At 54.7% G+C, this 25317-nt stretch carries 28 protein-coding genes and 4 tRNA genes; all 32 read left to right on the forward strand.

Features of this window, described 5'->3' with window-relative positions; genetic code table 11:
• Positions 1 to 171 precede the first annotated feature (171 nt).
• The 32 genes from birA (at position 172) to rplX (ending at position 25304) form a co-directional block, all read left to right on the forward strand.
• On the forward strand, positions 172 to 1131 hold the full coding sequence (gene birA / locus FBY04_RS28595) for a bifunctional biotin--[acetyl-CoA-carboxylase] ligase/biotin operon repressor BirA (RefSeq protein WP_145318727.1): 960 nt from the start codon (positions 172 to 174) through the stop codon (positions 1129 to 1131).
• Positions 1121 to 1870, forward strand: a complete 750-nt coding sequence (locus FBY04_RS28600) for a pantothenate kinase (protein ID WP_084319626.1) — start codon at positions 1121 to 1123, stop codon at positions 1868 to 1870. Before birA ends, FBY04_RS28600 begins: the two co-directional genes overlap by 11 nt.
• A 7-nt stretch (positions 1871 to 1877) precedes the next feature.
• The gene (locus FBY04_RS28605; protein WP_084319628.1) at positions 1878 to 2318 is read left to right on the forward strand and encodes a hypothetical protein; all 441 of its coding nucleotides are present in this window, start codon (positions 1878 to 1880) and stop codon (positions 2316 to 2318) included.
• Between the two features lie 143 nt (positions 2319 to 2461).
• Positions 2462 to 2546 (forward strand) — tRNA-Tyr (locus FBY04_RS28610).
• A gap of 24 nt (positions 2547 to 2570) precedes the next feature.
• Positions 2571 to 2644 (forward strand) — tRNA-Gly (locus FBY04_RS28615).
• A 26-nt stretch (positions 2645 to 2670) separates the two neighbouring features.
• Positions 2671 to 2746 (forward strand) — tRNA-Thr (locus FBY04_RS28620).
• 166 nt (positions 2747 to 2912) lie between these two features.
• A tRNA-Trp gene (locus tag FBY04_RS28625) sits at positions 2913 to 2988 on the forward strand.
• Positions 2989 to 3033: 45 nt separating this feature from the next.
• The gene (gene secE / locus FBY04_RS28630) at positions 3034 to 3402 is read left to right on the forward strand and encodes a preprotein translocase subunit SecE (RefSeq protein ID WP_007896620.1); all 369 of its coding nucleotides are present in this window, start codon (positions 3034 to 3036) and stop codon (positions 3400 to 3402) included.
• A gap of 9 nt (positions 3403 to 3411) precedes the next feature.
• The gene (nusG, locus tag FBY04_RS28635) at positions 3412 to 3945 is read left to right on the forward strand and encodes a transcription termination/antitermination protein NusG (RefSeq protein ID WP_007896622.1); all 534 of its coding nucleotides are present in this window, start codon (positions 3412 to 3414) and stop codon (positions 3943 to 3945) included.
• A 117-nt stretch (positions 3946 to 4062) separates the two neighbouring features.
• Positions 4063 to 4494, forward strand: a complete 432-nt coding sequence (gene rplK, locus FBY04_RS28640) for a 50S ribosomal protein L11 (protein WP_017341076.1) — start codon at positions 4063 to 4065, stop codon at positions 4492 to 4494.
• Positions 4494 to 5189 (forward strand): 50S ribosomal protein L1, encoded by a 696-nt coding sequence (rplA, locus tag FBY04_RS28645; RefSeq protein ID WP_008041297.1) that lies wholly within the window; start codon positions 4494 to 4496, stop codon positions 5187 to 5189. Before rplK ends, rplA begins: the two co-directional genes overlap by 1 nt.
• 198 nt (positions 5190 to 5387) lie before the next feature.
• Entirely contained in the window at positions 5388 to 5888 is a 501-nt protein-coding gene (gene rplJ / locus FBY04_RS28650) for a 50S ribosomal protein L10 (protein ID WP_007896629.1), read from the forward strand.
• Positions 5889 to 5968: 80 nt separating this feature from the next.
• Positions 5969 to 6334 carry a 50S ribosomal protein L7/L12 gene (gene rplL / locus FBY04_RS28655; protein ID WP_084319630.1) on the forward strand — a complete coding sequence of 122 codons (366 nt, stop codon included), beginning with the start codon at positions 5969 to 5971 and terminating at the stop codon, positions 6332 to 6334.
• Positions 6335 to 6554: 220 nt separating this feature from the next.
• Positions 6555 to 10628, forward strand: a complete 4074-nt coding sequence (gene rpoB / locus FBY04_RS28660) for a DNA-directed RNA polymerase subunit beta (RefSeq protein ID WP_084319632.1) — start codon at positions 6555 to 6557, stop codon at positions 10626 to 10628.
• Positions 10629 to 10692: 64 nt separating this feature from the next.
• Positions 10693 to 14892 carry a DNA-directed RNA polymerase subunit beta' gene (gene rpoC / locus FBY04_RS28665; protein WP_084319634.1) on the forward strand — a complete coding sequence of 1400 codons (4200 nt, stop codon included), beginning with the start codon at positions 10693 to 10695 and terminating at the stop codon, positions 14890 to 14892.
• 216 nt (positions 14893 to 15108) lie between these two features.
• Positions 15109 to 15480: a 30S ribosomal protein S12 gene (gene rpsL / locus FBY04_RS28670; protein WP_002555494.1), complete on the forward strand. Its 372-nt coding sequence runs from the start codon at positions 15109 to 15111 to the stop codon at positions 15478 to 15480.
• A 119-nt stretch (positions 15481 to 15599) separates the two neighbouring features.
• Complete coding sequence (gene rpsG / locus FBY04_RS28675) at positions 15600 to 16070, forward strand: 30S ribosomal protein S7 (RefSeq protein WP_002555493.1); 471 nt, start codon at positions 15600 to 15602, stop codon at positions 16068 to 16070.
• 30 nt (positions 16071 to 16100) lie between these two features.
• On the forward strand, positions 16101 to 18206 hold the full coding sequence (gene fusA, locus FBY04_RS28680) for an elongation factor G (protein ID WP_008030893.1): 2106 nt from the start codon (positions 16101 to 16103) through the stop codon (positions 18204 to 18206).
• 30 nt (positions 18207 to 18236) lie between these two features.
• Positions 18237 to 19430, forward strand: coding sequence for an elongation factor Tu (tuf, locus tag FBY04_RS28685; protein WP_007896660.1), 1194 nt, complete (start codon positions 18237 to 18239; stop codon positions 19428 to 19430).
• Between the two features lie 156 nt (positions 19431 to 19586).
• Positions 19587 to 19898, forward strand: coding sequence for a 30S ribosomal protein S10 (rpsJ, locus tag FBY04_RS28690; protein WP_003186070.1), 312 nt, complete (start codon positions 19587 to 19589; stop codon positions 19896 to 19898).
• A gap of 80 nt (positions 19899 to 19978) precedes the next feature.
• Positions 19979 to 20614, forward strand: coding sequence for a 50S ribosomal protein L3 (gene rplC, locus FBY04_RS28695; protein WP_003186059.1), 636 nt, complete (start codon positions 19979 to 19981; stop codon positions 20612 to 20614).
• 12 nt (positions 20615 to 20626) lie between these two features.
• The gene (gene rplD / locus FBY04_RS28700) at positions 20627 to 21229 is read left to right on the forward strand and encodes a 50S ribosomal protein L4 (RefSeq protein WP_007896707.1); all 603 of its coding nucleotides are present in this window, start codon (positions 20627 to 20629) and stop codon (positions 21227 to 21229) included.
• Positions 21226 to 21525, forward strand: coding sequence for a 50S ribosomal protein L23 (rplW, locus tag FBY04_RS28705; RefSeq protein ID WP_002555488.1), 300 nt, complete (start codon positions 21226 to 21228; stop codon positions 21523 to 21525). Before rplD ends, rplW begins: the two co-directional genes overlap by 4 nt.
• A gap of 14 nt (positions 21526 to 21539) precedes the next feature.
• The gene (rplB, locus tag FBY04_RS28710; RefSeq protein WP_008030897.1) at positions 21540 to 22364 is read left to right on the forward strand and encodes a 50S ribosomal protein L2; all 825 of its coding nucleotides are present in this window, start codon (positions 21540 to 21542) and stop codon (positions 22362 to 22364) included.
• Between the two features lie 16 nt (positions 22365 to 22380).
• The gene (gene rpsS, locus FBY04_RS28715; RefSeq protein ID WP_002555486.1) at positions 22381 to 22656 is read left to right on the forward strand and encodes a 30S ribosomal protein S19; all 276 of its coding nucleotides are present in this window, start codon (positions 22381 to 22383) and stop codon (positions 22654 to 22656) included.
• Positions 22657 to 22667: 11 nt separating this feature from the next.
• The gene (gene rplV / locus FBY04_RS28720) at positions 22668 to 23000 is read left to right on the forward strand and encodes a 50S ribosomal protein L22 (RefSeq protein WP_003103908.1); all 333 of its coding nucleotides are present in this window, start codon (positions 22668 to 22670) and stop codon (positions 22998 to 23000) included.
• A 13-nt stretch (positions 23001 to 23013) separates the two neighbouring features.
• Positions 23014 to 23700: a 30S ribosomal protein S3 gene (gene rpsC / locus FBY04_RS28725; protein ID WP_003176422.1), complete on the forward strand. Its 687-nt coding sequence runs from the start codon at positions 23014 to 23016 to the stop codon at positions 23698 to 23700.
• Between the two features lie 12 nt (positions 23701 to 23712).
• Positions 23713 to 24126 carry a 50S ribosomal protein L16 gene (gene rplP / locus FBY04_RS28730; protein ID WP_007943783.1) on the forward strand — a complete coding sequence of 138 codons (414 nt, stop codon included), beginning with the start codon at positions 23713 to 23715 and terminating at the stop codon, positions 24124 to 24126.
• Positions 24126 to 24317 (forward strand): 50S ribosomal protein L29, encoded by a 192-nt coding sequence (gene rpmC / locus FBY04_RS28735; RefSeq protein ID WP_008030901.1) that lies wholly within the window; start codon positions 24126 to 24128, stop codon positions 24315 to 24317. Before rplP ends, rpmC begins: the two co-directional genes overlap by 1 nt.
• Positions 24318 to 24319: 2 nt before the next feature.
• A complete protein-coding gene (rpsQ, locus tag FBY04_RS28740) occupies positions 24320 to 24586 on the forward strand; it encodes a 30S ribosomal protein S17 (protein WP_003176419.1) in 267 nt (88 codons plus the stop codon).
• 23 nt (positions 24587 to 24609) lie between these two features.
• A complete protein-coding gene (gene rplN / locus FBY04_RS28745; protein ID WP_002555479.1) occupies positions 24610 to 24978 on the forward strand; it encodes a 50S ribosomal protein L14 in 369 nt (122 codons plus the stop codon).
• Positions 24979 to 24989: 11 nt separating this feature from the next.
• Positions 24990 to 25304, forward strand: a complete 315-nt coding sequence (rplX, locus tag FBY04_RS28750) for a 50S ribosomal protein L24 (RefSeq protein WP_003176416.1) — start codon at positions 24990 to 24992, stop codon at positions 25302 to 25304.
• Positions 25305 to 25317 lie beyond the last annotated feature (13 nt).

Raw genomic sequence — 25317 nt, forward strand, 5'->3', positions numbered from 1 at the left:
GGGTTTCCCCATGTGAGAGTAGGTCATCGTCAAGATTAAATTCCGAAACCCCTATCTGCGTATGCAGGTAGGGGTTTTGTTTTGCCCGCAGGAAAATCAGCCCGAGACGGTTTCTATGCAACAGATCAAGGCGTGGCTATCATGCGGTCCTCATTGTGAGGCGAGATTTGCATGCTGACATTGTTAAAGCTTCTTAAGGATGGTCGATTTCATTCAGGTCAGGCCCTGGGTTCCGCTTTGGGTGTCAGTCGCAGCGCTGTATGGAAACAACTTCAGCTTTTAGAAGCTGAACTTGGCTTGTCCATCCACAAGGTGCGAGGGCGCGGTTATCAGCTGGCTTCGCCGTTGACGCTGCTTGATTCTGTCGCGATTGCAGAGCAGGCGCCTTCTTGTGATTGGCCCATTCTTGTTTTCGATTCAATTGACTCCACTAATGCTGAGGCGTTGCGTGCAATTGATCGTGGCCAAACAGCCCCATTCCTTGTGCTCGCCGAGCGGCAGACGTCTGGTCGTGGGCGCCGAGGGCGTAAATGGGCGAGTCCTTTCGCAGAAAATATCTATTACAGTCTGGTGCTGCGTATTGATGGTGGCATGCGTCAGCTCGAAGGCTTGAGCCTTGTTGTCGGGCTTGCCGTCATGCAAACCCTGAGGGGGCTGGGTGTTTCTGAGGCGGGTTTGAAGTGGCCGAACGATGTTCTGGTCGGTCAGAAAAAAATCGCGGGAATATTGCTTGAGTTGGTTGGGGATCCCGCTGACGTGTGTCATGTGGTGCTGGGTGTTGGAATAAATGTGAATATGCAGAAGACCGATGAGGTTGATCAGCAATGGACGTCCATGCGGCTCGAGTCGGGGCGAGCGTTCGATCGAAATCATCTGGTCGCAGAGTTAGGTCAGATGCTCCAGGTCTATTTGGAGCGGCATCAGGTCGACGGATTTCCCGCTATCCAGGCTGAGTGGGAGCAAAATCATCTATGGCAGGGGCGGGCGGTGTCGTTGATCGCTGGTGTTAACCAAGTAGATGGCGAAGTGCTGGGTATTGATAGTCAGGGGGCTCTGCGCTTGAAGGTGGGTGGTGTGGAAAAAGTATTTAGTGGTGGTGAGCTCAGCTTGAGGTTGCGTGATGATTCTTGAGCTCGACTGCGGAAATAGCTTCATCAAGTGGCGAGTGCTTGGCGCGGATGCGCGTCAGACGGTCGGTGAGGGAGTTGTCGATTCGAATCTCGCATTGCTGGAGAGTTTGAGTGCGCTCAAGGGGCTCGCTCTCAAGTTCTGTCGGTTAGTCAGTGTCAGAACGGCCGAGGAAACCAGTGCATTGGTTTCTCTGCTGAAAGAGGCTTTTGGGGTGTCGGTAGCTTGCGCAGCACCCGCTCGCGAAATGTTGGGTGTTCGCAATGGCTACGAAGAGTTCGAGCGCTTGGGGCTGGATCGCTGGCTGGCGATGCTTGGAGGATTCCATTTGGCATCGCGTGCTTGCCTGGTGCTGGATTTCGGTACTGCTGTCACTGCGGATTATGTCGCCGGTGATGGAGAGCATCTCGGAGGATTCATTTGTCCGGGTATGCCGTTGATGCGGAATCAGTTGCGTACCCATACCCGTAAAATTCGTTATGGAGATCTGGCCGCAGAGCGCGCGCTGGAAAGTCTCGTCCCGGGTCGGACAACCGTCGAGGCGGTTGAGCGGGGTTGCTTATTGATGCTCAGGGGGTTTGTCCTGACTCAGTTGGAGCTCGCACGTAGTTATTGGGGGACAGATTTTTCCGTATTCCTTACTGGGGGGGATGCGGGGTTGGTTTCCGAAATCGTTCCTGAGGCCAGAGTGGTTCCAGATCTGGTATTTGTGGGTTTGGCTATGGCATGTCCTTTGTCCTGAGGTTCGTATGCGTTGGTTGTTCCTGTTGCTGCTTGTTCTCAACGTCTTCTATTACATCTGGCACCAACAAGAGGCTCCTCTGCGCGCGAAGGATGTCACTCCTTTGAGTTTGTACCGGGGGTCTCAGCAGGATATTCGCTTGTTGAGCGAGACGACTGATGCATCCCGAGATAGAGGAAAAGCTGCCCAGGCGGACAATAGCTGCTTGTACTTGGGTGGTTTTGTTCGTCCAGAGGTCGTTGAGGCTGTTGAGCGACGCTTGAAAGGCATGGAGATCAAGTATCAGTCCTTGCCGAAGGATCTCCCCGAGTTTGCTGGTTACTGGGTGCGCGTGGCCCCTGAAAGCCGTCGCTGGCTGGATGAAGTGCAGTTGCAAAACCTTTCTAGAGAATTCAACGAGTTAAAACATAAAATAATGCCATGCGAGGGGGTTGCACCCGCTGAATAGTTTGCATAGAATGGCGCCCGCTTCGCAGTGAAGACCTATGAGGGTCAACGGTGCGAAGCGAGGTCAACGCAGCTAACCTCAGGTTTTTTAATGAGAAAATGCTTGACAGAAGGCTGGCATGATATAGAATGCCGGCTCGCTTAGGAGGGGTTCCCGAGCGGCCAAAGGGATCAGACTGTAAATCTGACGTCTACGACTTCGAAGGTTCGAATCCTTCCCCCTCCACCATTTTTAGCGAGAGCTGCAAGTCTCGCGGGTATAGTTTAGTGGTAGAACCTCAGCCTTCCAAGCTGATGATGCGGGTTCGATTCCCGCTACCCGCTCCAAGTTTGCAGGTTTTGCACAGTGTTACGCTCTTGTAGCTCAGTTGGTAGAGCACACCCTTGGTAAGGGTGAGGTCAGCGGTTCAAATCCGCTCAAGAGCTCCATATAACAAGGCAGATATGAAAATATCTGCCTTTGTTTTAATGGTCTGGTTGTGTTTCGTTGTTTCTCGGGGGTTAAATCCCGGAGCTGACGGGGCGCAAAGGCTGTTGAGTAAATTGTTGTAATGTCTTTTTCGGGCCGGCATAATGGTCGGCCTGATTTTGTTTTAGGTCAGTAGCTCAATTGGCAGAGCGACGGTCTCCAAAACCGTAGGTTGGGGGTTCGATTCCCTCCTGACCTGCCAGATTCACTTGGTGTGTCTGGCTTTCTTTTCACAGGATCTTCATAGATGACTCCTAAAGCTGAAGCTCAAGGCTCTCGCTTCGATCTGCTCAAGTGGCTAGTGGTAGTCGCTTTGGTGGTTGTTGGCGTTGTTGGTAATCAGTATTACTCTGCTTCGCCGATCCTGTACCGTGTGCTTGCATTGCTTGTCATTGCTGCTGTAGCTGCCTTTGTAGGCCTGCAGACAGTCAAGGGCAAGTCTTTCTTTGTGCTGGTGAAGGAAGCTCGCACCGAGATTCGTAAAGTCGTATGGCCAACTCGCCAAGAAACTACGCAGACCACGTTGATTGTTGTGGCTGTTGTTCTGGTAATGGCGTTGCTGTTGTGGGGGCTCGATTCCCTGCTCGGCTGGCTTGTTTCCTTGATTGTCGGCTAAGGGTGTCCCGTGGCTAAGCGTTGGTACGTTGTGCATGCTTACTCCGGTTACGAGAAGCATGTCATGCGCTCGTTGGTAGAGCGCGTAAAGCTGGCTGGCATGGAAGATGGCTTTGGCGAAATTCTGGTTCCCACTGAAGAAGTGGTTGAAATGCGTAATGGCCAGAAACGCAAAAGCGAGCGCAAGTTCTTCCCGGGTTATGTGCTGGTTCAGATGGACATGAATGAGGGTACTTGGCACTTGGTCAAGGATACTCCTCGGGTGATGGGTTTCATTGGCGGTACCGCTGATAAGCCTGCGCCAATCACAGATAAAGAGGCAGAAGCGATTCTGCGTCGTGTTGCTGACGGTAGCGACAAGCCGAAGCCGAAGACATTGTTCGAGCCAGGTGAGTCGGTACGAGTCAATGACGGGCCGTTTGCCGATTTTACTGGCACGGTTGAAGAAGTTAACTACGAAAAGAGCCGGATCCAAGTGGCAGTGCTCATTTTCGGTCGCTCTACTCCGGTAGAGCTCGAGTTCAGCCAGGTCGAAAAGGTCTAGCTGGGCAAGCATCCCAACCCCGCAGCCCTAGGCTGTGGGGTTTTGTCGTCACTGGGATAAACGCGCAAGTAACCGGGGAGCCTTTCGAGGCGTTCGAACCCGTAATTGGAGTGCCTCATGGCCAAGAAGATTACCGCTTACATCAAGCTGCAAGTGAAGGCCGCTCAGGCTAACCCAAGCCCACCTGTTGGTCCTGCTCTGGGTCAGCACGGCGTGAACATCATGGAATTCTGCAAGGCTTTCAACGCCCGTACTCAGGGTATTGAGCCAGGTCTGCCGACTCCAGTGATCATCACTGTTTACAGCGACCGTAGCTTCACGTTCGAAACCAAATCCACCCCTGCTTCGGTTCTGCTGAAGAAGGCGGCCGGTCTGACTAGCGGTTCCGCTCGTCCGAACACCGTTAAGGTCGGCACCGTGACTCGTGCTCAGCTGGAAGATATCGCGAAAGTTAAAAATGCGGATCTGACTGCAGCTGATATGGAAGCAGCCGTGCGTACCATCGCCGGTTCTGCTCGTAGCATGGGCCTTAACGTGGAGGGTGTGTAATGGCTAAGTTGACCAAGCGTCAAAAGGCTATCGCCGGTAAAATCGAAGCAGGCAAGTCCTACAACTTTGTAGACGCTGCTGCTCTGCTGGCTGAGCTGTCGACTGTCAAGTTCAGCGAGTCGTTCGATGTTGCTGTGAACCTGGGTGTTGACCCGCGTAAATCCGACCAGGTCGTTCGTAGCGCTACTGTGCTGCCACACGGTACTGGCAAGACTGTTCGCGTTGCTGTGTTCACCCAGGGTCCAGCTGCTGAGGCCGCTCTGGCTGCCGGCGCTGACCGCGTAGGTATGGACGACCTGGCTGCCGAAATGAAAGGCGGCGACCTGAACTATGACGTAGTTATCGCATCCCCGGATGCAATGCGCGTTGTAGGTCAGTTGGGTCAGATCCTCGGTCCACGTGGTCTGATGCCTAACCCTAAAGTCGGCACCGTAACCCCAGACGTAGCTACCGCGGTTAAAAACGCCAAGGCTGGTCAGGTTCGTTATCGCACCGACAAAAACGGCATCATCCACACCTCCGTTGGCAAGATCGGCTTCGACGCCGTCAAGCTGAAGGAAAACGTTGAAGCCCTGATCGCTGATCTGAAGCGTATCAAGCCAGCTTCCTCGAAAGGCATTTACGTCAAGCGCGTTACCCTGAGCACCACTATGGGCCCAGGTCTGGTCATCGACCAAAGCTCGCTCGACGCTTAAGACACAGGTTGGCGCGAGCGATCGCGTCAATTGAAAGATTGGGGTCCCTGCCTGGCGGGGGCTATCCAAGACCGTAGGCGACGCAAGTCTTAAACCTCAAGCCTACGCAGATGGTGCTCCCGGTTCCTTACCGAATCAGACACCAAAACGACATCCGGCTCCGGTTGGATGAAACGGTAACAAGCAGGAGTTAAACCCGTGGCAATTAAACTCGAAGACAAGAAGGCCATCGTCGCTGAAGTCAACGAGGCTGCCAATGTTGCCCTGTCTGCTGTTGTGGCTGATGCCCGCGGTGTGACAGTAGGCGCTATGACCGGACTCCGTAAAGAGGCTCGTGAAGCTGGCGTTTACGTACGTGTTGTACGTAACACCCTGCTCAAGCGCGCCGTTGCTGGCACTCAATATGACGTGCTCAACGACGTGTTCACTGGCCCGACCTTGATTGCATTCTCTAAAGAACATCCGGGCGCTGCTGCTCGTATCTTCAAAGAATTCGCAAAAGGTCAGGATAAGTTCGAGATCAAGGCAGCTGCGTTCGAGGGCAAGTTCCTCGCAGCTAATCAGATCGACGTACTGGCAAGTCTGCCGACCCGTGACGAAGCAATTTCTCAGCTGATGAGCGTGATTCAAGGCGCAACCAGCAAATTGGCTCGTACTCTGGCGGCCCTTCGCGACCAGAAAGAAGCTGCCGCAGCCTAAGGCTGAGCGACTCCTTTCAGCGTTTATTGTTTATTTCGATGGCCGCGTAGGCTGTCACCCCAATACAGGAATTTATAGTCATGTCTCTGACTAACGACCAAATCATCGAAGCAATCGGCGAAAAATCCGTTCTGGAAATCGTTGAGCTGATCAAGGCCATGGAAGAGAAGTTCGGCGTTTCCGCTGCCGCTGCTTCCGCTGGTCCAGCTGCTGTTGCTGCCGTTGTTGAAGAACAAACTGAATTCAACGTCATGCTGACCGAAGCTGGCGAGAAGAAAGTTAACGTGATCAAGGCAGTACGTGAACTGACCGGTCTGGGCCTGAAAGAAGCCAAGGCTGTAGTTGACGGCGCTCCTGCCATGGTTCTGGAAGCTGTTGCCAAAGACGCAGCTGACAAAGCCAAAGCAGTACTGGAAGAAGCAGGCGCTAAAGTCGAGCTGAAGTAAGCATCGACTTTGCTCCTCCAGCCCGAGCGTTAAGCGAAAGGCTGATGGCTGGTGGCTCTTGCCACCGGCCTTTTTCCGTTATTGGCAACCGACTGGGTCGGTGCTGGTAACGAGCTGTAACCACCCGATGCGGTGGCGCAAACCATGGGGTTTGCACGATTTTCTGGCTGCTCCCGTCGGGAGGGGCCAAACAAGCAGGTGACCAAGCTGGGGAACGCTGATGGCTTACTCATATACTGAGAAAAAACGTATCCGCAAGGACTTTAGCAAGTTGCCGGACGTCATGGATGTGCCGTACCTCCTGGCCATCCAGCTGGATTCGTATCGTGAATTCTTGCAAGCGGGAGCGACTAAAGATCAGTTCCGCGACGTGGGCCTGCATGCGGCCTTCAAATCCGTTTTCCCGATCATCAGCTACTCCGGCAATGCTGCGCTGGAGTACGTCGGTTATCGCCTGGGCGAACCGGCATTTGATGTCAAAGAATGCGTATTGCGCGGTGTAACTTACGCCGTACCTTTGCGGGTAAAAGTGCGCCTGATCATTTTCGACAAAGAATCGTCGAACAAAGCGATCAAGGACATCAAAGAGCAAGAAGTCTACATGGGTGAAATCCCCCTGATGACTGAAAACGGTACCTTCGTAATCAACGGTACCGAGCGTGTAATCGTTTCCCAGCTGCACCGTTCCCCGGGCGTGTTCTTCGACCACGACCGTGGCAAGACGCACAGCTCCGGTAAACTGCTGTACTCCGCGCGCATCATTCCTTACCGCGGTTCGTGGCTGGACTTCGAGTTCGACCCGAAAGACTGCGTATTCGTGCGTATCGACCGTCGTCGCAAGCTGCCTGCATCGGTACTGCTGCGCGCGCTCGGCTATACCACTGAAGAAGTGCTGGACGCGTTCTACACCACCAACGTCTTCCACGTGCAAGGTGAAAACCTCAGCCTGGAACTGGTGCCTCAGCGCCTGCGTGGTGAAATTGCTGTCCTGGATATCCTGGATGACAAAGGCAAGGTTATTGTCGAGCAAGGTCGTCGTATCACTGCTCGCCACATCAACCAGCTGGAAAAAGCAGGGATCAAAGAGCTGCAAGTGCCTCTGGACTACGTCCTGGGTCGCACTACCGCCAAGGTCATCGTGCATCCGGCAACCGGCGAAATCCTGGCAGAGTGCAACACTGAGCTGAACACCGAGATCCTGGCGAAAATCGCCAAGGCCGGCGTTGTTCGCATCGAAACTCTGTACACCAACGACATCGACTGCGGTCCGTTCGTCTCCGACACTCTGAAGATCGACTCCACCAGCAACCAATTGGAAGCGCTGGTCGAGATCTATCGCATGATGCGTCCTGGCGAGCCGCCAACCAAAGATGCTGCCGAGACTCTGTTCAACAACCTGTTCTTCAGCCCTGAGCGCTATGACCTGTCTGCGGTCGGCCGGATGAAGTTCAACCGTCGTATCGGTCGTACCGAGATCGAAGGTTCGGGCGTGTTGTGCAAAGAAGACATCGTCGCGGTTCTGAAGACTCTGGTCGACATCCGTAACGGTAAAGGCATCGTCGATGACATCGACCACCTGGGTAACCGTCGTGTTCGCTGCGTAGGCGAAATGGCCGAGAACCAGTTCCGCGTTGGCCTGGTACGTGTTGAGCGTGCGGTCAAAGAGCGTCTGTCGATGGCGGAAAGCGAAGGCCTGATGCCGCAAGACCTGATCAACGCCAAGCCAGTGGCTGCGGCGGTGAAAGAGTTCTTCGGTTCCAGCCAGCTGTCCCAGTTCATGGACCAGAACAACCCGCTGTCCGAGATCACCCACAAGCGTCGTGTTTCTGCACTCGGCCCTGGCGGTTTGACTCGTGAGCGTGCTGGCTTTGAAGTTCGTGACGTACACCCGACTCACTACGGTCGTGTATGCCCGATTGAAACGCCGGAAGGTCCGAACATCGGTCTGATCAACTCCCTGGCTGCCTATGCGCGCACCAACCAGTACGGCTTCCTCGAGAGCCCGTACCGTGTGGTGAAAGACGCTCTGGTCACCGACGAGATCGTGTTCCTGTCTGCCATCGAAGAAGCTGATCACGTGATCGCTCAGGCCTCGGCCACGATGAACGACAAGAAAGTCCTGATCGACGAGCTGGTAGCTGTTCGTCACTTGAACGAGTTCACTGTCAAGGCGCCGGAAGACGTCACCTTGATGGACGTTTCGCCGAAGCAGGTAGTTTCGGTTGCAGCGTCGCTGATCCCGTTCCTCGAGCACGACGACGCCAACCGTGCGTTGATGGGTTCGAACATGCAGCGTCAAGCTGTACCAACCTTGCGTGCTGACAAGCCGCTGGTCGGTACCGGCATGGAGCGTAACGTAGCCCGTGACTCCGGCGTTTGCGTCGTGGCTCGTCGTGGCGGCGTTATCGATTCCGTCGACGCCAGCCGTATCGTGGTTCGTGTTGCTGATGACGAAGTTGAAACTGGCGAAGCTGGTGTCGACATCTACAACCTGACCAAGTACACCCGCTCCAACCAGAACACCTGCATCAACCAGCGTCCGCTGGTGCGTAAAGGTGATCGGGTTCAGCGTAGCGACATCATGGCCGACGGTCCGTCCACCGATATGGGTGAGCTGGCTCTGGGTCAGAACATGCGCATCGCGTTCATGGCATGGAACGGCTTCAACTTCGAAGACTCCATCTGCCTGTCCGAGCGTGTGGTTCAGGAAGATCGCTTTACCACGATCCACATCCAGGAACTGACCTGTGTGGCACGTGACACCAAGCTTGGGCCAGAGGAAATCACTGCAGACATCCCGAACGTGGGTGAGGCTGCACTGAACAAACTGGACGAAGCCGGTATCGTTTACGTAGGTGCTGAAGTTGGCGCCGGCGACATTCTGGTTGGTAAGGTCACTCCGAAAGGCGAGACCCAGCTGACTCCGGAAGAGAAGCTGCTGCGTGCCATCTTCGGTGAAAAAGCCAGCGACGTTAAAGACACTTCCCTGCGTGTGCCTACCGGCACCAAAGGTACTGTCATCGACGTGCAGGTCTTCACCCGCGATGGTGTTGAGCGCGATGCTCGTGCACTGTCGATCGAGAAGACTCAACTCGACGAGATCCGCAAGGACCTGAACGAAGAGTTCCGTATCGTTGAAGGCGCCACTTTCGAACGTCTGCGTTCCGCTCTGGTCGGCCACAAAGCCGAAGGCGGCGCCGGTCTGAAGAAAGGTCAGGAAATCACCGACGAGGTTCTCGACGGTCTTGAGCATGGTCAGTGGTTCAAACTGCGCATGGCTGAAGATGCTCTGAACGAGCAACTCGAGAAGGCTCAGGCCTACATCGTTGATCGCCGCCGTCTGCTGGACGACAAGTTCGAAGACAAGAAGCGCAAACTGCAGCAGGGCGATGACCTGGCTCCAGGCGTGCTGAAAATCGTCAAGGTTTACCTGGCAATCCGTCGTCGCATCCAGCCGGGCGACAAGATGGCCGGTCGTCACGGTAACAAAGGTGTGGTCTCCGTGATCATGCCGGTTGAAGACATGCCGCACGATGCCAATGGCACCCCGGTCGACGTCGTCCTCAACCCGTTGGGCGTACCTTCGCGTATGAACGTTGGTCAGATCCTTGAAACCCACCTCGGCCTCGCGGCTAAAGGCCTGGGCGAAAAGATCAACCGGATGATCGAAGAACAGCGCAAAGTCGCTGAACTTCGTAAATTCCTCGACGAGATCTACAACCAGATCGGCGGCCGTAACGAAGATCTGGATAGCTTCTCCGACCAGGAAATCCTGGATCTGGCGAAGAACCTGCGTGGCGGCGTTCCAATGGCCACTCCAGTGTTCGACGGTGCCAAGGAAAGCGAAATCAAGGCCATGCTGAAACTGGCAGACCTGCCAGAAAGCGGCCAGATGCAGCTGACCGACGGCCGTACCGGCAACAAGTTCGAGCGCCCGGTAACTGTTGGCTATATGTACATGCTGAAGCTGAACCACTTGGTAGACGACAAGATGCACGCTCGTTCTACCGGTTCGTACAGCCTGGTTACCCAGCAGCCGCTGGGTGGTAAGGCGCAGTTCGGTGGTCAGCGTTTCGGGGAGATGGAGGTCTGGGCACTGGAAGCATACGGTGCTGCTTACACTCTGCAAGAAATGCTCACAGTGAAGTCGGACGATGTGAACGGCCGTACCAAGATGTACAAAAACATCGTGGATGGCGATCACCGTATGGAGCCGGGCATGCCCGAGTCCTTCAACGTGTTGATCAAGGAAATTCGTTCCCTCGGCATCGATATCGATCTGGAAACCGAATAACACGTGACGCGAATCGAGAGCGGGGCAGGATTGCCCGCTCTCTGCTCCGCCAGGAGGAAAGGCCTTGAAAGACCTACTGAATTTGCTGAAAAACCAGGGTCAAGTCGAAGAGTTCGACGCCATCCGTATTGGATTGGCATCGCCTGAGATGATCCGTTCGTGGTCGTTCGGTGAAGTTAAAAAGCCGGAAACCATCAACTACCGTACGTTCAAACCTGAACGTGACGGCCTGTTCTGCGCCAAGATCTTTGGCCCGGTAAAGGATTACGAGTGCCTGTGCGGTAAGTACAAGCGCTTGAAGCACCGTGGTGTGATCTGCGAGAAGTGCGGCGTTGAAGTCGCGCTGGCTAAAGTTCGTCGTGAGCGCATGGCACACATCGAACTGGCCTCGCCAGTTGCCCACATCTGGTTCCTGAAATCGCTTCCGTCCCGTATCGGCTTGCTGATGGACATGACCCTGCGTGATATCGAACGCGTTCTCTACTTCGAGAGCTATGTCGTTATCGATCCAGGCATGACCACCCTTGAAAAAGGTCAGCTGCTGAACGACGAGCAGTACTTCGAAGCGCTGGAAGAGTTCGGTGACGATTTCGATGCCCGCATGGGTGCCGAAGCTGTCCGTGAACTGCTGCACGCTATCGACCTGGAGCACGAGATTGGCCGTCTGCGTGAAGAAATTCCGCAAACCAACTCCGAAACCAAAATCAAGAAGCTGTCCAAGCGTCTGAAGTTGATGGAAGCCTTCCAGGGTTCCGGCAACCTTCCAGAATGGATGGTGCTGACCGTTCTGCCGGTTCTTCCGCCAGATCTGCGTCCACTGGTCCCGCTGGATGGCGGTCGCTTCGCGACTTCCGACCTCAACGATCTGTATCGTCGAGTGATCAACCGTAACAACCGCTTGAAGCGCCTGCTGGATCTGTCCGCTCCGGACATCATCGTGCGCAACGAAAAGCGTATGTTGCAGGAAGCCGTCGACGCACTGCTCGACAACGGTCGTCGTGGCCGCGCTATCACCGGTTCCAACAAGCGTCCTCTGAAATCCCTGGCTGACATGATCAAGGGTAAGCAAGGTCGTTTCCGTCAGAACTTGCTCGGTAAGCGTGTTGACTACTCCGGTCGTTCGGTAATTACCGTTGGTCCGACCCTGCGTCTGCACCAGTGCGGTCTGCCGAAGAAAATGGCTCTCGAGCTGTTCAAGCCGTTCATTTTCGGCAAGCTGGAAATGCGTGGTCTCGCTACCACCATCAAAGCTGCCAAGAAGATGGTCGAGCGCGAGCTGCCGGAAGTTTGGGACGTTCTCGCTGAAGTGATTCGCGAACACCCGGTTCTCCTCAACCGTGCACCGACCCTTCACCGTCTGGGGATCCAGGCGTTTGAACCGGTACTGATCGAAGGCAAGGCTATCCAGCTGCACCCTCTGGTCTGTGCTGCGTACAACGCCGACTTCGACGGCGACCAAATGGCCGTGCACGTACCGCTGACACTGGAAGCCCAGCTGGAAGCGCGTGCGTTGATGATGTCGACCAACAACATCCTGTCGCCAGCCAACGGTGAGCCAATCATCGTTCCGTCGCAGGACGTTGTATTGGGTCTGTACTACATGACTCGTGAAGCGATCAACGCCAAGGGCGAAGGTCGTGTGTTCGCGGATCTGCAGGAAGTTGACCGTGTGTTCCGTGCCGGCGAAGCCGCACTGCACGCTAAAGTCAAAGTGCGGATCAACGAAACCGTTAACGATCGTGACGGTGGTAGCGTCAAGAACACCCGTATCGTCGACACCACTGTCGGCCGTGCGCTGTTGTTCCAGGTTGTTCCACCTGGCCTGTCGTACGATGTCGTCAACCAGCCGATGAAGAAAAAAGCGATCTCCAAGCTGATCAACCAGTGCTACCGCGTGGTTGGTTTGAAAGAGACCGTGATCTTCGCTGACCAGTTGATGTACACCGGTTTTGCCTATTCGACCATTTCCGGCGTTTCCATCGGTGTTAACGACTTCGTTATCCCGGATGAAAAAGCCCGCATCATCGGTGCTGCTACCGATGAAGTGAAAGAGATCGAAAGCCAGTACGCCTCCGGCCTGGTAACCCAGGGCGAGAAGTACAACAAAGTGATCGACCTTTGGTCCAAGGCGAACGACGAAGTTTCCAAGGCGATGATGGCCAACCTCTCGAAAGAGAAAGTCATCGACCGTCATGGCGTCGAAGTCGACCAAGAGTCCTTCAACTCGATGTACATGATGGCCGACTCGGGCGCACGGGGTTCTGCTGCGCAGATCCGTCAGCTCGCCGGTATGCGTGGCCTGATGGCCAAGCCGGACGGCTCCATCATCGAAACGCCGATTACTGCGAACTTCCGTGAAGGCTTGAGCGTACTTCAGTACTTCATCTCCACTCACGGTGCTCGTAAAGGTTTGGCGGATACCGCGTTGAAAACGGCGAACTCCGGTTACCTGACTCGTCGTCTGGTAGACGTGGCGCAGGATCTGGTTGTGACCGAGATCGATTGCGGCACCGAACATGGCCTGGTAATGACTCCGCACATTGAAGGCGGTGACGTTGTTGAGCCATTGGGTGAGCGCGTATTGGGTCGTGTCATTGCCCGTGACGTATTCAAGCCGGGTACCGAAGAAGTTATCGTTCCTGCCGGCACGCTGGTAGACGAGAAGTGGGTCGAGTTCATCGAGCTGAACAGCATCGACGAAGTGATCGTGCGTTCGCCGATCAGCTGCGAAACCCGCTACGGTATTTGTGCCAAGTGCTACGGCCGTGATTTGGCTCGTGGTCACCAGGTGAACATCGGTGAAGCGGTCGGCGTTATCGCTGCCCAGTCCATCGGTGAGCCGGGTACCCAGCTGACCATGCGTACGTTCCACATCGGTGGTGCGGCAAGCCGGACCTCCGCAGCCGACAGCGTTCAGGTGAAGAATGGCGGTACCGTCCGTCTGCACAACCTGAAGCACGTTGAGCGAGTGGATGGCTGCCTGGTAGCTGTGTCCCGTTCCGGTGAGCTGGCAATCGCTGATGACTTCGGTCGCGAGCGCGAGCGCTACAAGCTGCCGTACGGTGCTGTGATTTCGGTTAAAGAAGGTGACAAGGTCGACGCTGGCGCAATCGTGGCCAAGTGGGATCCGCACACTCACCCAATCGTTACCGAAATGAAAGGTACCGTGACCTACGTGGGCATGGAAGAAGGCATCACGATCAAGCGTCAGACTGACGAATTGACCGGTATGACCAACATTGAAGTACTCGACGCCAAAGACCGTCCAGCTGCCGGTAAAGATATCCGTCCAGCTGTGAAGATGGTTGATGACAACGGCAAGGATCTGTTGCTGCCAGGCACTGACGTTATCGCTCAGTACTTCCTGCCAGCCAACGCCCTGGTCGGTGTTGCGGACGGTGCGAAAATTGCGATCGGTGATGTTATCGCTCGTATTCCGCAAGAGACTTCGAAAACCCGTGACATCACCGGTGGTCTGCCGCGTGTTGCCGACTTGTTCGAAGCCCGTCGTCCGAAAGAAGCCTCGATTCTGGCTGAAGTCAGCGGCACCATCGCGTTCGGTAAAGAGACCAAAGGCAAACGTCGTCTGGTTATCACCCCGAACGACGGTAGCGATCCGTACGAAGAGCTGATTCCGAAGTGGCGCCACCTGAACGTCTTCGAAGGCGAACAGGTAAACCGCGGCGAAGTTATCTCCGACGGCCCGAGCGATCCACACGACATCCTGCGTCTGCTGGGTGTGAGTGCGCTGGCCAAGTACATCGTGAACGAGATCCAGGACGTTTATCGTCTGCAAGGCGTGAAGATCAACGACAAGCACATCGAGACCATCCTGCGTCAGATGCTGCGTAAAGTTGAAATCGCTGAATCCGGCGATTCCAGTTTCATCAAGGGTGACCAGATGGAATTGACTCACGTTCTGGTAGAGAACGAGCGCCTGGCGAACGATGAGAAATTCGTTTCCAAGTTCACTCGCGTGCTGTTGGGTATCACCAAGGCGTCGTTGTCCACCGAATCGTTCATCTCGGCGGCTTCCTTCCAGGAAACCACTCGCGTGCTGACCGAAGCGGCGGTAACCGGCAAGCGCGATTACCTGCGCGGCCTGAAAGAGAACGTGGTCGTGGGTCGTCTGATCCCGGCCGGTACCGGTCTGGCTTATCACAGCGAGCGCAAACGCCGCCGTGATGCTGACAAACCGTTGCGCGTAAGCGCCAGTGAAGTGGAAGCTGCACTGACCGAAGCGCTGAACTCGAGCGGTAACTGAGTTCTGCGATAAATGAGTGTGAGGCCCTGGCCATTCCGTTCATCGAATCGAGACAAATTGTCGAGGTTGGATGAGCGGGGAGGTCGGGGCCTTGCCTTGACTGGGGACAAGATCCTCTTTAGACTCTTGTACCCCTAAATTTGGCGGGAATTCGTTCCTGCCATTTTGCTTTTCTTGCAAGACAATAGCGTCGCAAGACAACAGTGGAGCTAGTAGATGGCAACTATCAACCAGCTGGTACGTCAGCCGCGTAAGCGTATCGTCGAGAAATCCGACGTGCCTGCGCTGCAGAACTGCCCGCAACGTCGTGGCGTATGCACCCGTGTGTATACCACCACGCCGAAAAAACCTAACTCGGCACTGCGTAAAGTATGCCGTGTGCGTCTGACCAACGGTTTCGAGGTTTCCTCGTACATCGGCGGTGAAGGCCACAACCTGCAAGAGCACAGCGTCGTACTGATCCGTGGCGGCCGTGTAAAAGACTTGCCAGGTGTTCGTTACCACACCGTTCGCGGTTCTTTGGATACTTCCGGCGTTAAAGGTCGTAACCAGGGTCGTTCGAAGTACGGTACCAAGAAGCCTAAGTAGTAGTGGCTTTTTGTAAAAACTGAATCATCTATTTTTCTGAGTCGATAAGAGTAAGGTCGGAGGCGTCCCGAAAGGGCACCGATTCCGAGCGAACCTGAAGACCGTTTGAGGGCTTATCCATGCCAAGAAGACGCGTAGCAGCCAAGCGCGAAGTGCTTGACGATCCAAAATACGGCAGCCAGATCCTGGCCAAGTTCATGAACCACGTGATGGAAAGCGGCAAGAAAGCCGTTGCCGAGCGTATCGTTTATGGCGCGCTGGAAAAGGTTAAAGAACGCAAGAACAGCGACCCCCTGGAAATCTTCGAGAAAGCTCTCGACGCCATCGCTCCGCTGGTCGAAGTAAAGTCGCGCCGTGTAGGCGGTGCTACTTACCAGGTTCCGGTTGAAGTTCGTCCGTCCCGTCGTAACGCTCTGGCAATGCGCTGGTTGGTAGACTTCGCCCGTAAGCGCGGCGAGAAGTCTATGGCTCTGCGTTTGGCTGGCGAACTGTTGGACGCTGCTGAAGGTAAAGGTGCTGCAGTTAAGAAGCGTGAAGACGTGCACCGTATGGCTGAGGCCAACAAGGCTTTCTCGCACTACCGCTTCTAATTTTAGCGTCACTAATTTTGCGAGGGCTTTATGGCTCGTACAACACCGATTAATCGCTACCGTAACATTGGTATCGTTGCTCACGTGGATGCTGGTAAAACCACCACCACCGAGCGCGTCCTTTTTTACACTGGCAAAAGTCACAAAATGGGCGAGGTGCATGACGGCGCCGCGACCACCGACTGGATGGTGCAGGAGCAGGAGCGTGGTATTACCATTACTTCTGCTGCCATTACCGCCTTCTGGCAGGGTTCCGAGAAGCAGCACAAAGATCAATACCGCTTCAACGTCATCGATACCCCGGGCCACGTTGACTTCACTATTGAAGTTGAACGTTCCCTGCGTGTTCTCGACGGCGCGGTCGTTGTGTTCTGCGGCACCTCGGGTGTTGAGCCTCAGTCGGAAACCGTATGGCGTCAAGCCAACAAATACGGTGTTCCACGTCTTGTTTACGTAAACAAGATGGACCGTGCTGGTGCTAACTTCCTGCGCGTGATCGGTCAGATCAAGCAGCGTCTGGGTCACACCCCGGTGCCAATCCAGTTGGCTATCGGTTCCGAAGACAACTTCCAGGGTCAGATCGATCTGATGTCCATGGAAGCTGTTTACTGGAACGATGCTGACAAAGGCATGACTCCTCGTCGCGAGCCTATCCCTGCTGAACTGCAGGAACTGGCTGACGAGTGGCGCAGCAACATGATTGAAGCTGCAGCCGAAGCTAGCGAAGAGCTGATGAACAAGTACCTCGAAGGTGAAGAACTCACCAACGCGGAAATCAAGGCCGCTCTGCGTCAGCGTACTATCGCTGGCGAGATCGTTCTGGCTGTTTGCGGTTCTTCCTTCAAGAACAAGGGTGTTCCCCTGGTTCTCGACGCCGTTATCGACTACCTGCCTGCTCCTACCGACATTCCTGCCATCAAGGGTACAGACCCGGATGACGAGACCAAGGAAATGGAGCGTCACGCAGACGACAGCGAGCCGTTCTCGGCTCTGGCGTTCAAGATCGCTACCGACCCATTCGTGGGTACCTTGACCTTTGTTCGGGTTTACTCGGGCGTGTTGGCCTCCGGCGACGGCGTGATCAACTCGGTTAAGGGCAAGAAAGAGCGCGTGGGTCGTATGGTGCAAATGCACGCGAACGCCCGTGAAGAAATCAAGGAAGTGCGCGCTGGTGACATCGCGGCCTTGATCGGCATGAAGGACGTCACCACTGGTGAGACTTTGTGCAACGCTGACAAGCCAATCATCCTGGTTCGCATGGACTTCCCGGAGCCGGTTATTTCGGTTGCCGTAGAGCCTAAGACCAAGGACGACCAGGAAAAAATGGGTATTGCACTGGGCAAACTTGCTCAGGAAGACCCGTCTTTCCGCGTCAAGACTGATGAAGAGACTGGTCAAACGATCATCTCCGGCATGGGCGAGTTGCATCTGGACATCCTGGTTGACCGGATGCGCCGTGAGTTCAACGTCGAAGCCAACATCGGTAAGCCTCAAGTTTCGTACCGTGAGCGCATCACGAAGAGCTGCGAAATCGAAGGCAAGTTCGTTCGTCAGTCCGGCGGTCGTGGCCAGTTCGGTCATTGCTGGATTCGTTTTGCTCCTGCTGACGAAGGTCAGGAAGGTCTGCAATTCTTGAACGAAGTAGTGGGTGGTGTGGTTCCTAAGGAATACATCCCGGCTATCCAGAAAGGTATCGAAGAGCAGATGAAGAACGGCGTAGTTGCCGGCTATCCGCTGATCGGCCTGAAGGCTACCGTGTTTGATGGTTCCTACCACGACGTCGACTCGAACGAGATGGCGTTTAAGGTGGCTGCTTCCATGGCGACCAAGCAACTGGCCCAGAAGGGCGGTGGTGAGTTGCTCGAGCCGATCATGGCAGTAGAGGTTGTTACACCTGAAGACTATATGGGTGACGTGATGGGCGACCTTAACCGTCGTCGCGGCATGATCCTGGGTATGGAAGATACGGTTTCCGGTAAAGTAATTCGTGCCGAGGTTCCGTTGGGCGAGATGTTCGGTTATGCGACCGACGTTCGTTCCATGTCCCAAGGTCGCGCAAGCTACTCTATGGAATTCAAAAAATACAATACAGCTCCGTCGCACATCGTCGAAACTGTAACCAAAAAACAAGGCTGATTCAGTCCTTTAGGCTAGGAGTTAATTGTCGTGGCTAAAGAAAAATTTGACCGTACCCTCCCGCACGTCAACGTTGGCACCATTGGTCACGTTGACCATGGCAAAACCACGCTGACCGCTGCTCTGACTCGTGTTTGCTCCGAAGTTTTCGGTTCCGCTGTTGTTGCTTTCGACAAAATCGACAGCGCTCCGGAAGAGAAGGCTCGTGGTATCACCATCAACACCGCGCACGTTGAATACAACTCGCTGATCCGTCACTACGCTCACGTTGACTGCCCAGGTCACGCTGACTATGTGAAGAACATGATCACCGGTGCTGCTCAGATGGACGGCGCTATCCTGGTTTGCTCGGCCGCTGATGGTCCGATGCCACAAACCCGTGAGCACATCCTGCTGTCCCGTCAGGTTGGCGTTCCGTACATCGTTGTCTTCCTGAACAAGGCTGACATGGTTGACGACGCTGAGCTGCTGGAACTGGTTGAGATGGAAGTGCGCGATCTGCTGAGCACTTACGACTTCCCAGGTGACGACACTCCGATCATCATCGGTTCGGCTCTGATGGCTCTGAACGGCCAAGACGACAACGAAATGGGCACTACTGCCGTTCGTAAACTGGTTGAAACTCTGGACAGCTACATCCCAGATCCAGTTCGTGTTATCGACAAGCCGTTCCTGATGCCAATCGAAGACGTATTCTCGATCTCTGGTCGCGGTACTGTTGTAACTGGTCGTATCGAGCGCGGTATCGTCAAGGTTCAGGATCCACTGGAAATCGTTGGTCTGCGTGACACCACCGTCACCACCTGCACCGGTGTTGAAATGTTCCGTAAGCTGCTCGACGAAGGTCGTGCTGGCGAGAACTGCGGCGTTCTGCTGCGTGGTACCAAGCGTGATGACGTTGAGCGTGGTCAGGTTCTGGTTAAGCCGGGTTCGGTTAAGCCGCACACCAAGTTCGAAGCTGAAGTCTACGTTCTGAGCAAAGAAGAAGGCGGCCGTCATACTCCGTTCTTCAAAGGCTACCGTCCACAGTTCTACTTCCGTACTACTGACGTGACTGGTAACTGCGAGCTGCCGGAAGGCGTTGAAATGGTAATGCCAGGCGACAACATCAAAATGGTTGTCACCCTGATCAAGACCATCGCAATGGAAGACGGTCTGCGTTTCGCTATCCGTGAAGGCGGTCGTACCGTCGGCGCTGGCGTCGTAGCCAAAATCATCGAGTAAGCTCTTTTTGAGTAAGCTTTGATGAGTTGAAAAAGCCTCCGCTTAGCGGGGGCTTTTTTATTGGGTTGACACCTTTCTGGGGCGTCTATAGAATTGCGCCTCCTTTTAACGGGCGTATTGCGCCCGGTGGGAATAGCAGCCGGAGTCTGAAATCCAATGCAAAATCAGCAAATCCGTATCAGGTTGAAGGCTTTTGACCATCGCCTGATCGACCAATCCACCCAGGAAATCGTGGAAACCGCGAAACGTACTGGTGCTCAAGTGCGTGGTCCAATTCCACTGCCTACCCGTAAAGAGCGGTTCACCGTTCTGGTCTCCCCGCACGTCAACAAAGACGCGCGTGACCAGTACGAGATCCGTACTCATAAGCGCGTTCTGGACATCGTCCAGCCAACGGATAAAACCGTTGATGCTCTTATGAAGCTTGATCTTGCGGCCGGTGTGGAAGTGCAGATCAGCCTCGGCTAAGACTCGGTCTTAGTCGTGTAACGCTCTGAAATGGGCGGCCATAGCGGGTGAAAGCCCCGTACACTCATGAGGTTTACAACATGACTATTGGTGTAGTCGGTCGTAAATGCGGTATGACCCGTATTTTCACCGAAGAAGGTGTCTCCATTCCGGTCACGGTCATTGAGATCGAGCCGAATCGCGTCACCCAGTTCAAAACTGAAGAGACCGATGGCTATCGTGCAGTGCAAGTCACTGTAGGCGAGCGTCGTGCTTCGCGTGTAACAGCTGCTCAGGCTGGCCACTTCGCTAAAGCGAACGTTGCCGCTGGTCGTACCGTAATGGAATTCCGCCTTGAAGAAGGCGAGTACCAGGCCGGCGATCTGATCAACGCTGAAATCTTCGCTGCTGGTCAACTGGTTGATGTAACCGGTCAGTCCAAAGGTAAAGGCTTCCAGGGTACGATCAAGCGTTGGAACTTCCGCGGGCAAGATAATACCCACGGTAACTCCGTGTCCCACCGCGTTCCAGGCTCTATCGGCCAGTGCCAGACTCCTGGTCGTGTATTCAAGGGCAAAAAAATGTCCGGTCATATGGGCGCTGAGCGCGTGACCGTGCAGTCCCTCGAAGTAGTGCGCGTGGACGCTGAACGCAATCTGTTGTTGGTCAAGGGCGCTGTTCCTGGCGCTACTGGCGGCAACTTGGTTGTACGTCCAGCAGCCAAGGCTCGCGGTTAAGGGGAAGCTGACATGCAATTAAATGTAAATGACGCTCAAGCGATCGAAGTTTCCGAACTGACATTTGGCGGCGAATTCAACGAGACGCTGGTTCACCAAGCAGTCGTGGCCTACATGGCCGGCGGCCGTCAAGGTAGCAAGCAGCAAAAGACCCGTTCCGACGTTCGTGGTGGCGGTAAGCGCCCATGGCGTCAGAAAGGTACTGGCCGTGCTCGTGCCGGTACTATCCGTAGCCCAATCTGGCGTGGCGGCGGTACCACTTTCGCAGCTCGTCCTCAGGATCACACCCAGAAGCTGAACAAGAAGATGTATCGCGCAGCGATGCGTTCCATTCTTGCTGAGCTGGTGCGTACTGATCGTCTGGTTGTGGTTCAGGACTTCGCTGTTGATGCACCGAAGACCAAAGATCTGCTGAACAAACTGACCGGCATGGGCCTGACTGACGTCTTGATCGTGTCTGAAGTGGTTGATCAGAACCTGTACCTGGCTGCTCGTAACCTGCCACACGTTGATGTACGTGACGTGCAAGGTTCCGATCCAGTTAGTCTGATCGCATACGACAAGGTGTTGATCACCGTGTCGGCCGTGAAGAAATTCGAGGAGCTGCTGGGATGAACCAGGAACGCGTATTTAAAGTTCTGCTTGGCCCGCACGTTTCCGAGAAGGCTACGGTTCTGGCTGACAAGAAAGGCCAGTTCGTTTTCAAGGTTGCAACTGACGCAACCAAGCTGGAAATCAAGAAGGCCGTCGAAAGCCTGTTCAGCGTGAAAGTAGAGCGTGTTACTACCCTGAATGTTCTGGGTAAGAGCAAGCGTACTGCTCGCGGTCTGGGCAAGCGTAATGACTGGAAGAAGGCAGTTATCTCCCTTCAGCCAGGCCAAGATCTCGATTTCAGCAGCAGTGCTGAGTAAGGAAGGGGTGCATCATGGCAATCGTTAAATGCAAACCGACTTCCCCTGGCCGCCGTCATGTGGTCAAGGTGGTCAACCAGGAGCTGCATAAAGGCGCTCCTCACGCACCGCTGCTCGAGAAGAAATCGAAGTCTGGTGGTCGTAACAACAATGGTCGTATTACCACTCGTCACATCGGTGGTGGCCATAAGCAGCATTATCGTCTGGTCGATTTCCGTCGCAACGACAAAGATGGCATTCCAGCCACTGTCGAGCGTATCGAATACGATCCAAACCGTACTGCTCACATTGCTCTTATGTTGTACGCAGACGGCGAACGCCGTTACATCATCGCCCCTAAAGGCGTGAACGCTGGTGACCAGCTTATTTCGGGTGCTTTGGCTCCGATCAAGCCGGGCAACCAGTTGCAACTGCGCAGCATTCCAGTTGGTAGTACCGTACACGGCATCGAATTGAAGCCAGGTAAAGGCGCGCAAATCGCTCGTTCCGCTGGTGCTTCGGCTCAGCTGATCGCTCGTGAAGGTGTCTATGTGACCCTGCGTCTGCGTTCTGGTGAGATGCGTAAAGTGCTGGCTGAATGCCGCGCGACCCTGGGCGAAGTCTCGAACTCCGAGCACAGCCTGCGTTCGCTGGGTAAAGCTGGTGCCAAACGCTGGCGTGGCGTTCGCCCAACCGTTCGTGGTGTTGCCATGAACCCGGTTGACCACCCACATGGTGGTGGTGAAGGTCGTACCTCTGGTGGTCGTCATCCGGTATCGCCATGGGGCTTCCCGACTAAGGGCGCGAAGACTCGTGGTAATAAGCGTACCGACAAAATGATCGTCCGTCGTCGCAAGTAAATAGAGGGATACGACAGTGCCACGTTCTCTGAAAAAAGGTCCTTTTATCGATCTTCACCTACTGAAGAAGATCGAAGTGGCGGCGGAAAAGAACGATCGCAAACCGGTGAAAACCTGGTCGCGTCGTTCGATGATCCTGCCACAAATGGTCGGTCTGACCATCGCAGTACACAACGGTCGTCAACATGTTCCAGTTCTCGTGAACGAAGACATGGTCGGCCACAAACTGGGCGAGTTCGCCGGTACCCGCACTTATCGTGGGCACGTGGCTGACAAGAAAGCCAAGCGTTAAGGGGTTAGGAAATGGAAGTAGCCGCTAAGTTGTCGGGCGCTCGAATCTCCGCCCAGAAAGCCCGCTTGGTCGCCGACCAGATCCGCGGGAAGAAGGTGGGCGAAGCGCTCAACCTGTTGGCTTTCAGCAGTAAGAAAGCCGCCGAGATCATGAAGAAAGTGCTGGAGTCGGCCGTAGCCAACGCCGAGCATAACGAAGGCGCAGACGTTGATGACCTCAAGGTCAGCACCGTTTTCGTCAACGAAGGGCGTTCGCTGAAGCGCATCATGCCACGTGCCAAAGGCCGTGCTGATCGCATCGTCAAGCGGTCTTGCCATATCACTGTCAAGGTTGCTGACAAGTAACGGAGTCGAAGAGATGGGTCAGAAAGTACATCCCATTGGCATTCGCCTGGGAATCGTCAAGGAGCACACCTCCGTCTGGTACGCAGACGGTCGGACTTATGCGGACTATTTGTTCGCTGATCTGAAGGTGCGTGAGTATCTCCAAGACAAACTAAAAAGCGCGTCCGTAAGCCGTATCGATATCCATCGTCCGGCCCAAACTGCACGTATCACCATCCACACCGCTCGTCCAGGTATCGTTATCGGGAAGAAAGGTGAAGATGTTGAGAAACTGCGTCAGGACCTGACCAAGCAAATGGGTGTGCCTGTGCACATCAATATCGAAGAAATCCGCAAGCCGGAACTCGACGGTATGTTGGTTGCGCAGAGCGTAGCTCAGCAGCTGGAGCGTCGCGTAATGTTCCGTCGCGCTATGAAGCGCGCTGTACAGAACGCTATGCGCATTGGTGCCAAAGGCATCAAAATCCAAGTGAGCGGTCGTCTCGGCGGTGCTGAAATCGCACGTACTGAATGGTATCGCGAAGGTCGTGTGCCACTGCACACCCTGCGTGCCGACATCGACTATGCCAACTACGAAGCTCACACCACTTACGGTGTGATCGGTGTAAAGGTTTGGATCTTCAAAGGCGAAGTAATTGGTGGTCGCCAAGAAGAACTGAAACCACAAGCACCAGCGCCTCGTAAAAAAGCTGCTAAGTAAGGGGTACGCCAAATGTTGCAACCAAAGCGTACGAAGTTCCGCAAGCAGATGACTGGCCACAACCGTGGCTTGGCTCAGCGCGGTAGCAAAGTCAGCTTCGGCGAATATGCGCTGAAGTCTGTAGCTCGTGGTCGTCTCACCGCTCGTCAGATCGAATCAGCGCGTCGTGCACTGACCCGTCACGTTAAGCGTGGCGGCAAGATCTGGATCCGTGTATTCCCGGACAAGCCTATTTCCAAGAAGCCACTCGAAGTTCGGATGGGTAAAGGTAAAGGTAGCGTGGAATACTGGGTTGCCCAGATTCAGCCAGGCAAAGTCCTGTATGAAATCGAGGGTGTTTCTGAAGAGCTGGCGCGTGAGGCATTTGCCCTGGCTGCTGCAAAGCTGCCGCTCGCCACTGCCTTCGTTAAACGGACGGTGATGTGATGAAAGCGAACGAACTTCGTGAAAAAGACGCGCCGCAGCTTAACGAGCAACTGCTCGGCCTGCTGCGCGACCAGTTCAATCTGCGCATGCAGAAAGCAACTGGCCAGTTGGGGCAGTCTCACCTGCTCCGGCAAGTTAAGCGTGACATCGCTCGCGTGAAGACTGTGCTCAAACAGCAGGCAGGTAAGTAATCATGGCTGAAGCCGAAAAAACCGTCCGTACGCTGACTGGCCGTGTTGTCAGCGACAAAATGGACAAGACCATCACCGTTCTGATCGAGCGTCGCGTTAAGCACCCGATCTACGGTAAATACGTTAAGCGTTCGACTAAGCTGCACGCGCACGACGAAACTAATCAGTGCCACATCGGCGACAAAGTCACTATTCGTGAAACTCGTCCTTTGGCCAAGACCAAGTCTTGGGCGCTGGTTGATGTTCTCGAACGCGCTGTGGAAGTCTAAGGACTAGGGGTCGGAGAAATTATATGATTCAGACTCAATCCATGCTCGATGTGGCCGATAACAGCGGCGCTCGCCGCGTTATGTGCATCAAGGTGCTGGGTGGCTCCCATCGTCGTTACGCTGGTATCGGTGACATCATCAAAGTTACCGTGAAGGAAGCAATTCCTCGCGGTAAAGTGAAAAAAGGCCAAGTGATGACTGCTGTTGTAGTCCGCACTCGTCACGGCGTTCGTCGTGCTGATGGCTCCATTATCCGCTTTGATGGCAACGCTGCTGTTCTTCTGAACAACAAGCAAGAGCCGATCGGCACCCGTATCTTTGGGCCAGTGACCCGTGAACTTCGTACTGAGAAGTTCATGAAGATCGTCTCGCTCGCCCCAGAAGTGCTGTAAGGAGATCCGACATGCAAAAGATTCGTCGTGACGACGAGATCATCGTGATCGCCGGCAAAGACAAAGGTAAGCGCGGTAAGGTGCTTAAGGTTCTCGCTAATAACCGTCTGGTTATTGGTGGTCTGAACCTGGTCAAGCGTCATACCAAGCCTAACCCGATGTCGGGCGTACAAGGCGGTATCGTCGAGAAAGAAGCTCCACTGGATGCTTCTAACGTAGCCATTTTCAACGGCGAAACCAACAAGGCTGATCGCGTTGGTTTCAAAGTAGAAGACGGCAAAAAAATTCGTGTCTTCAAGTCGACCCAAAAAGCGGTTGATGCTTGAACACTGCTAGGTA

The organism is Pseudomonas sp. SJZ080 (assembly GCF_007828295.1).
GTDB lineage: Bacteria > Pseudomonadota > Gammaproteobacteria > Pseudomonadales > Pseudomonadaceae > Aquipseudomonas > Aquipseudomonas migulae_A.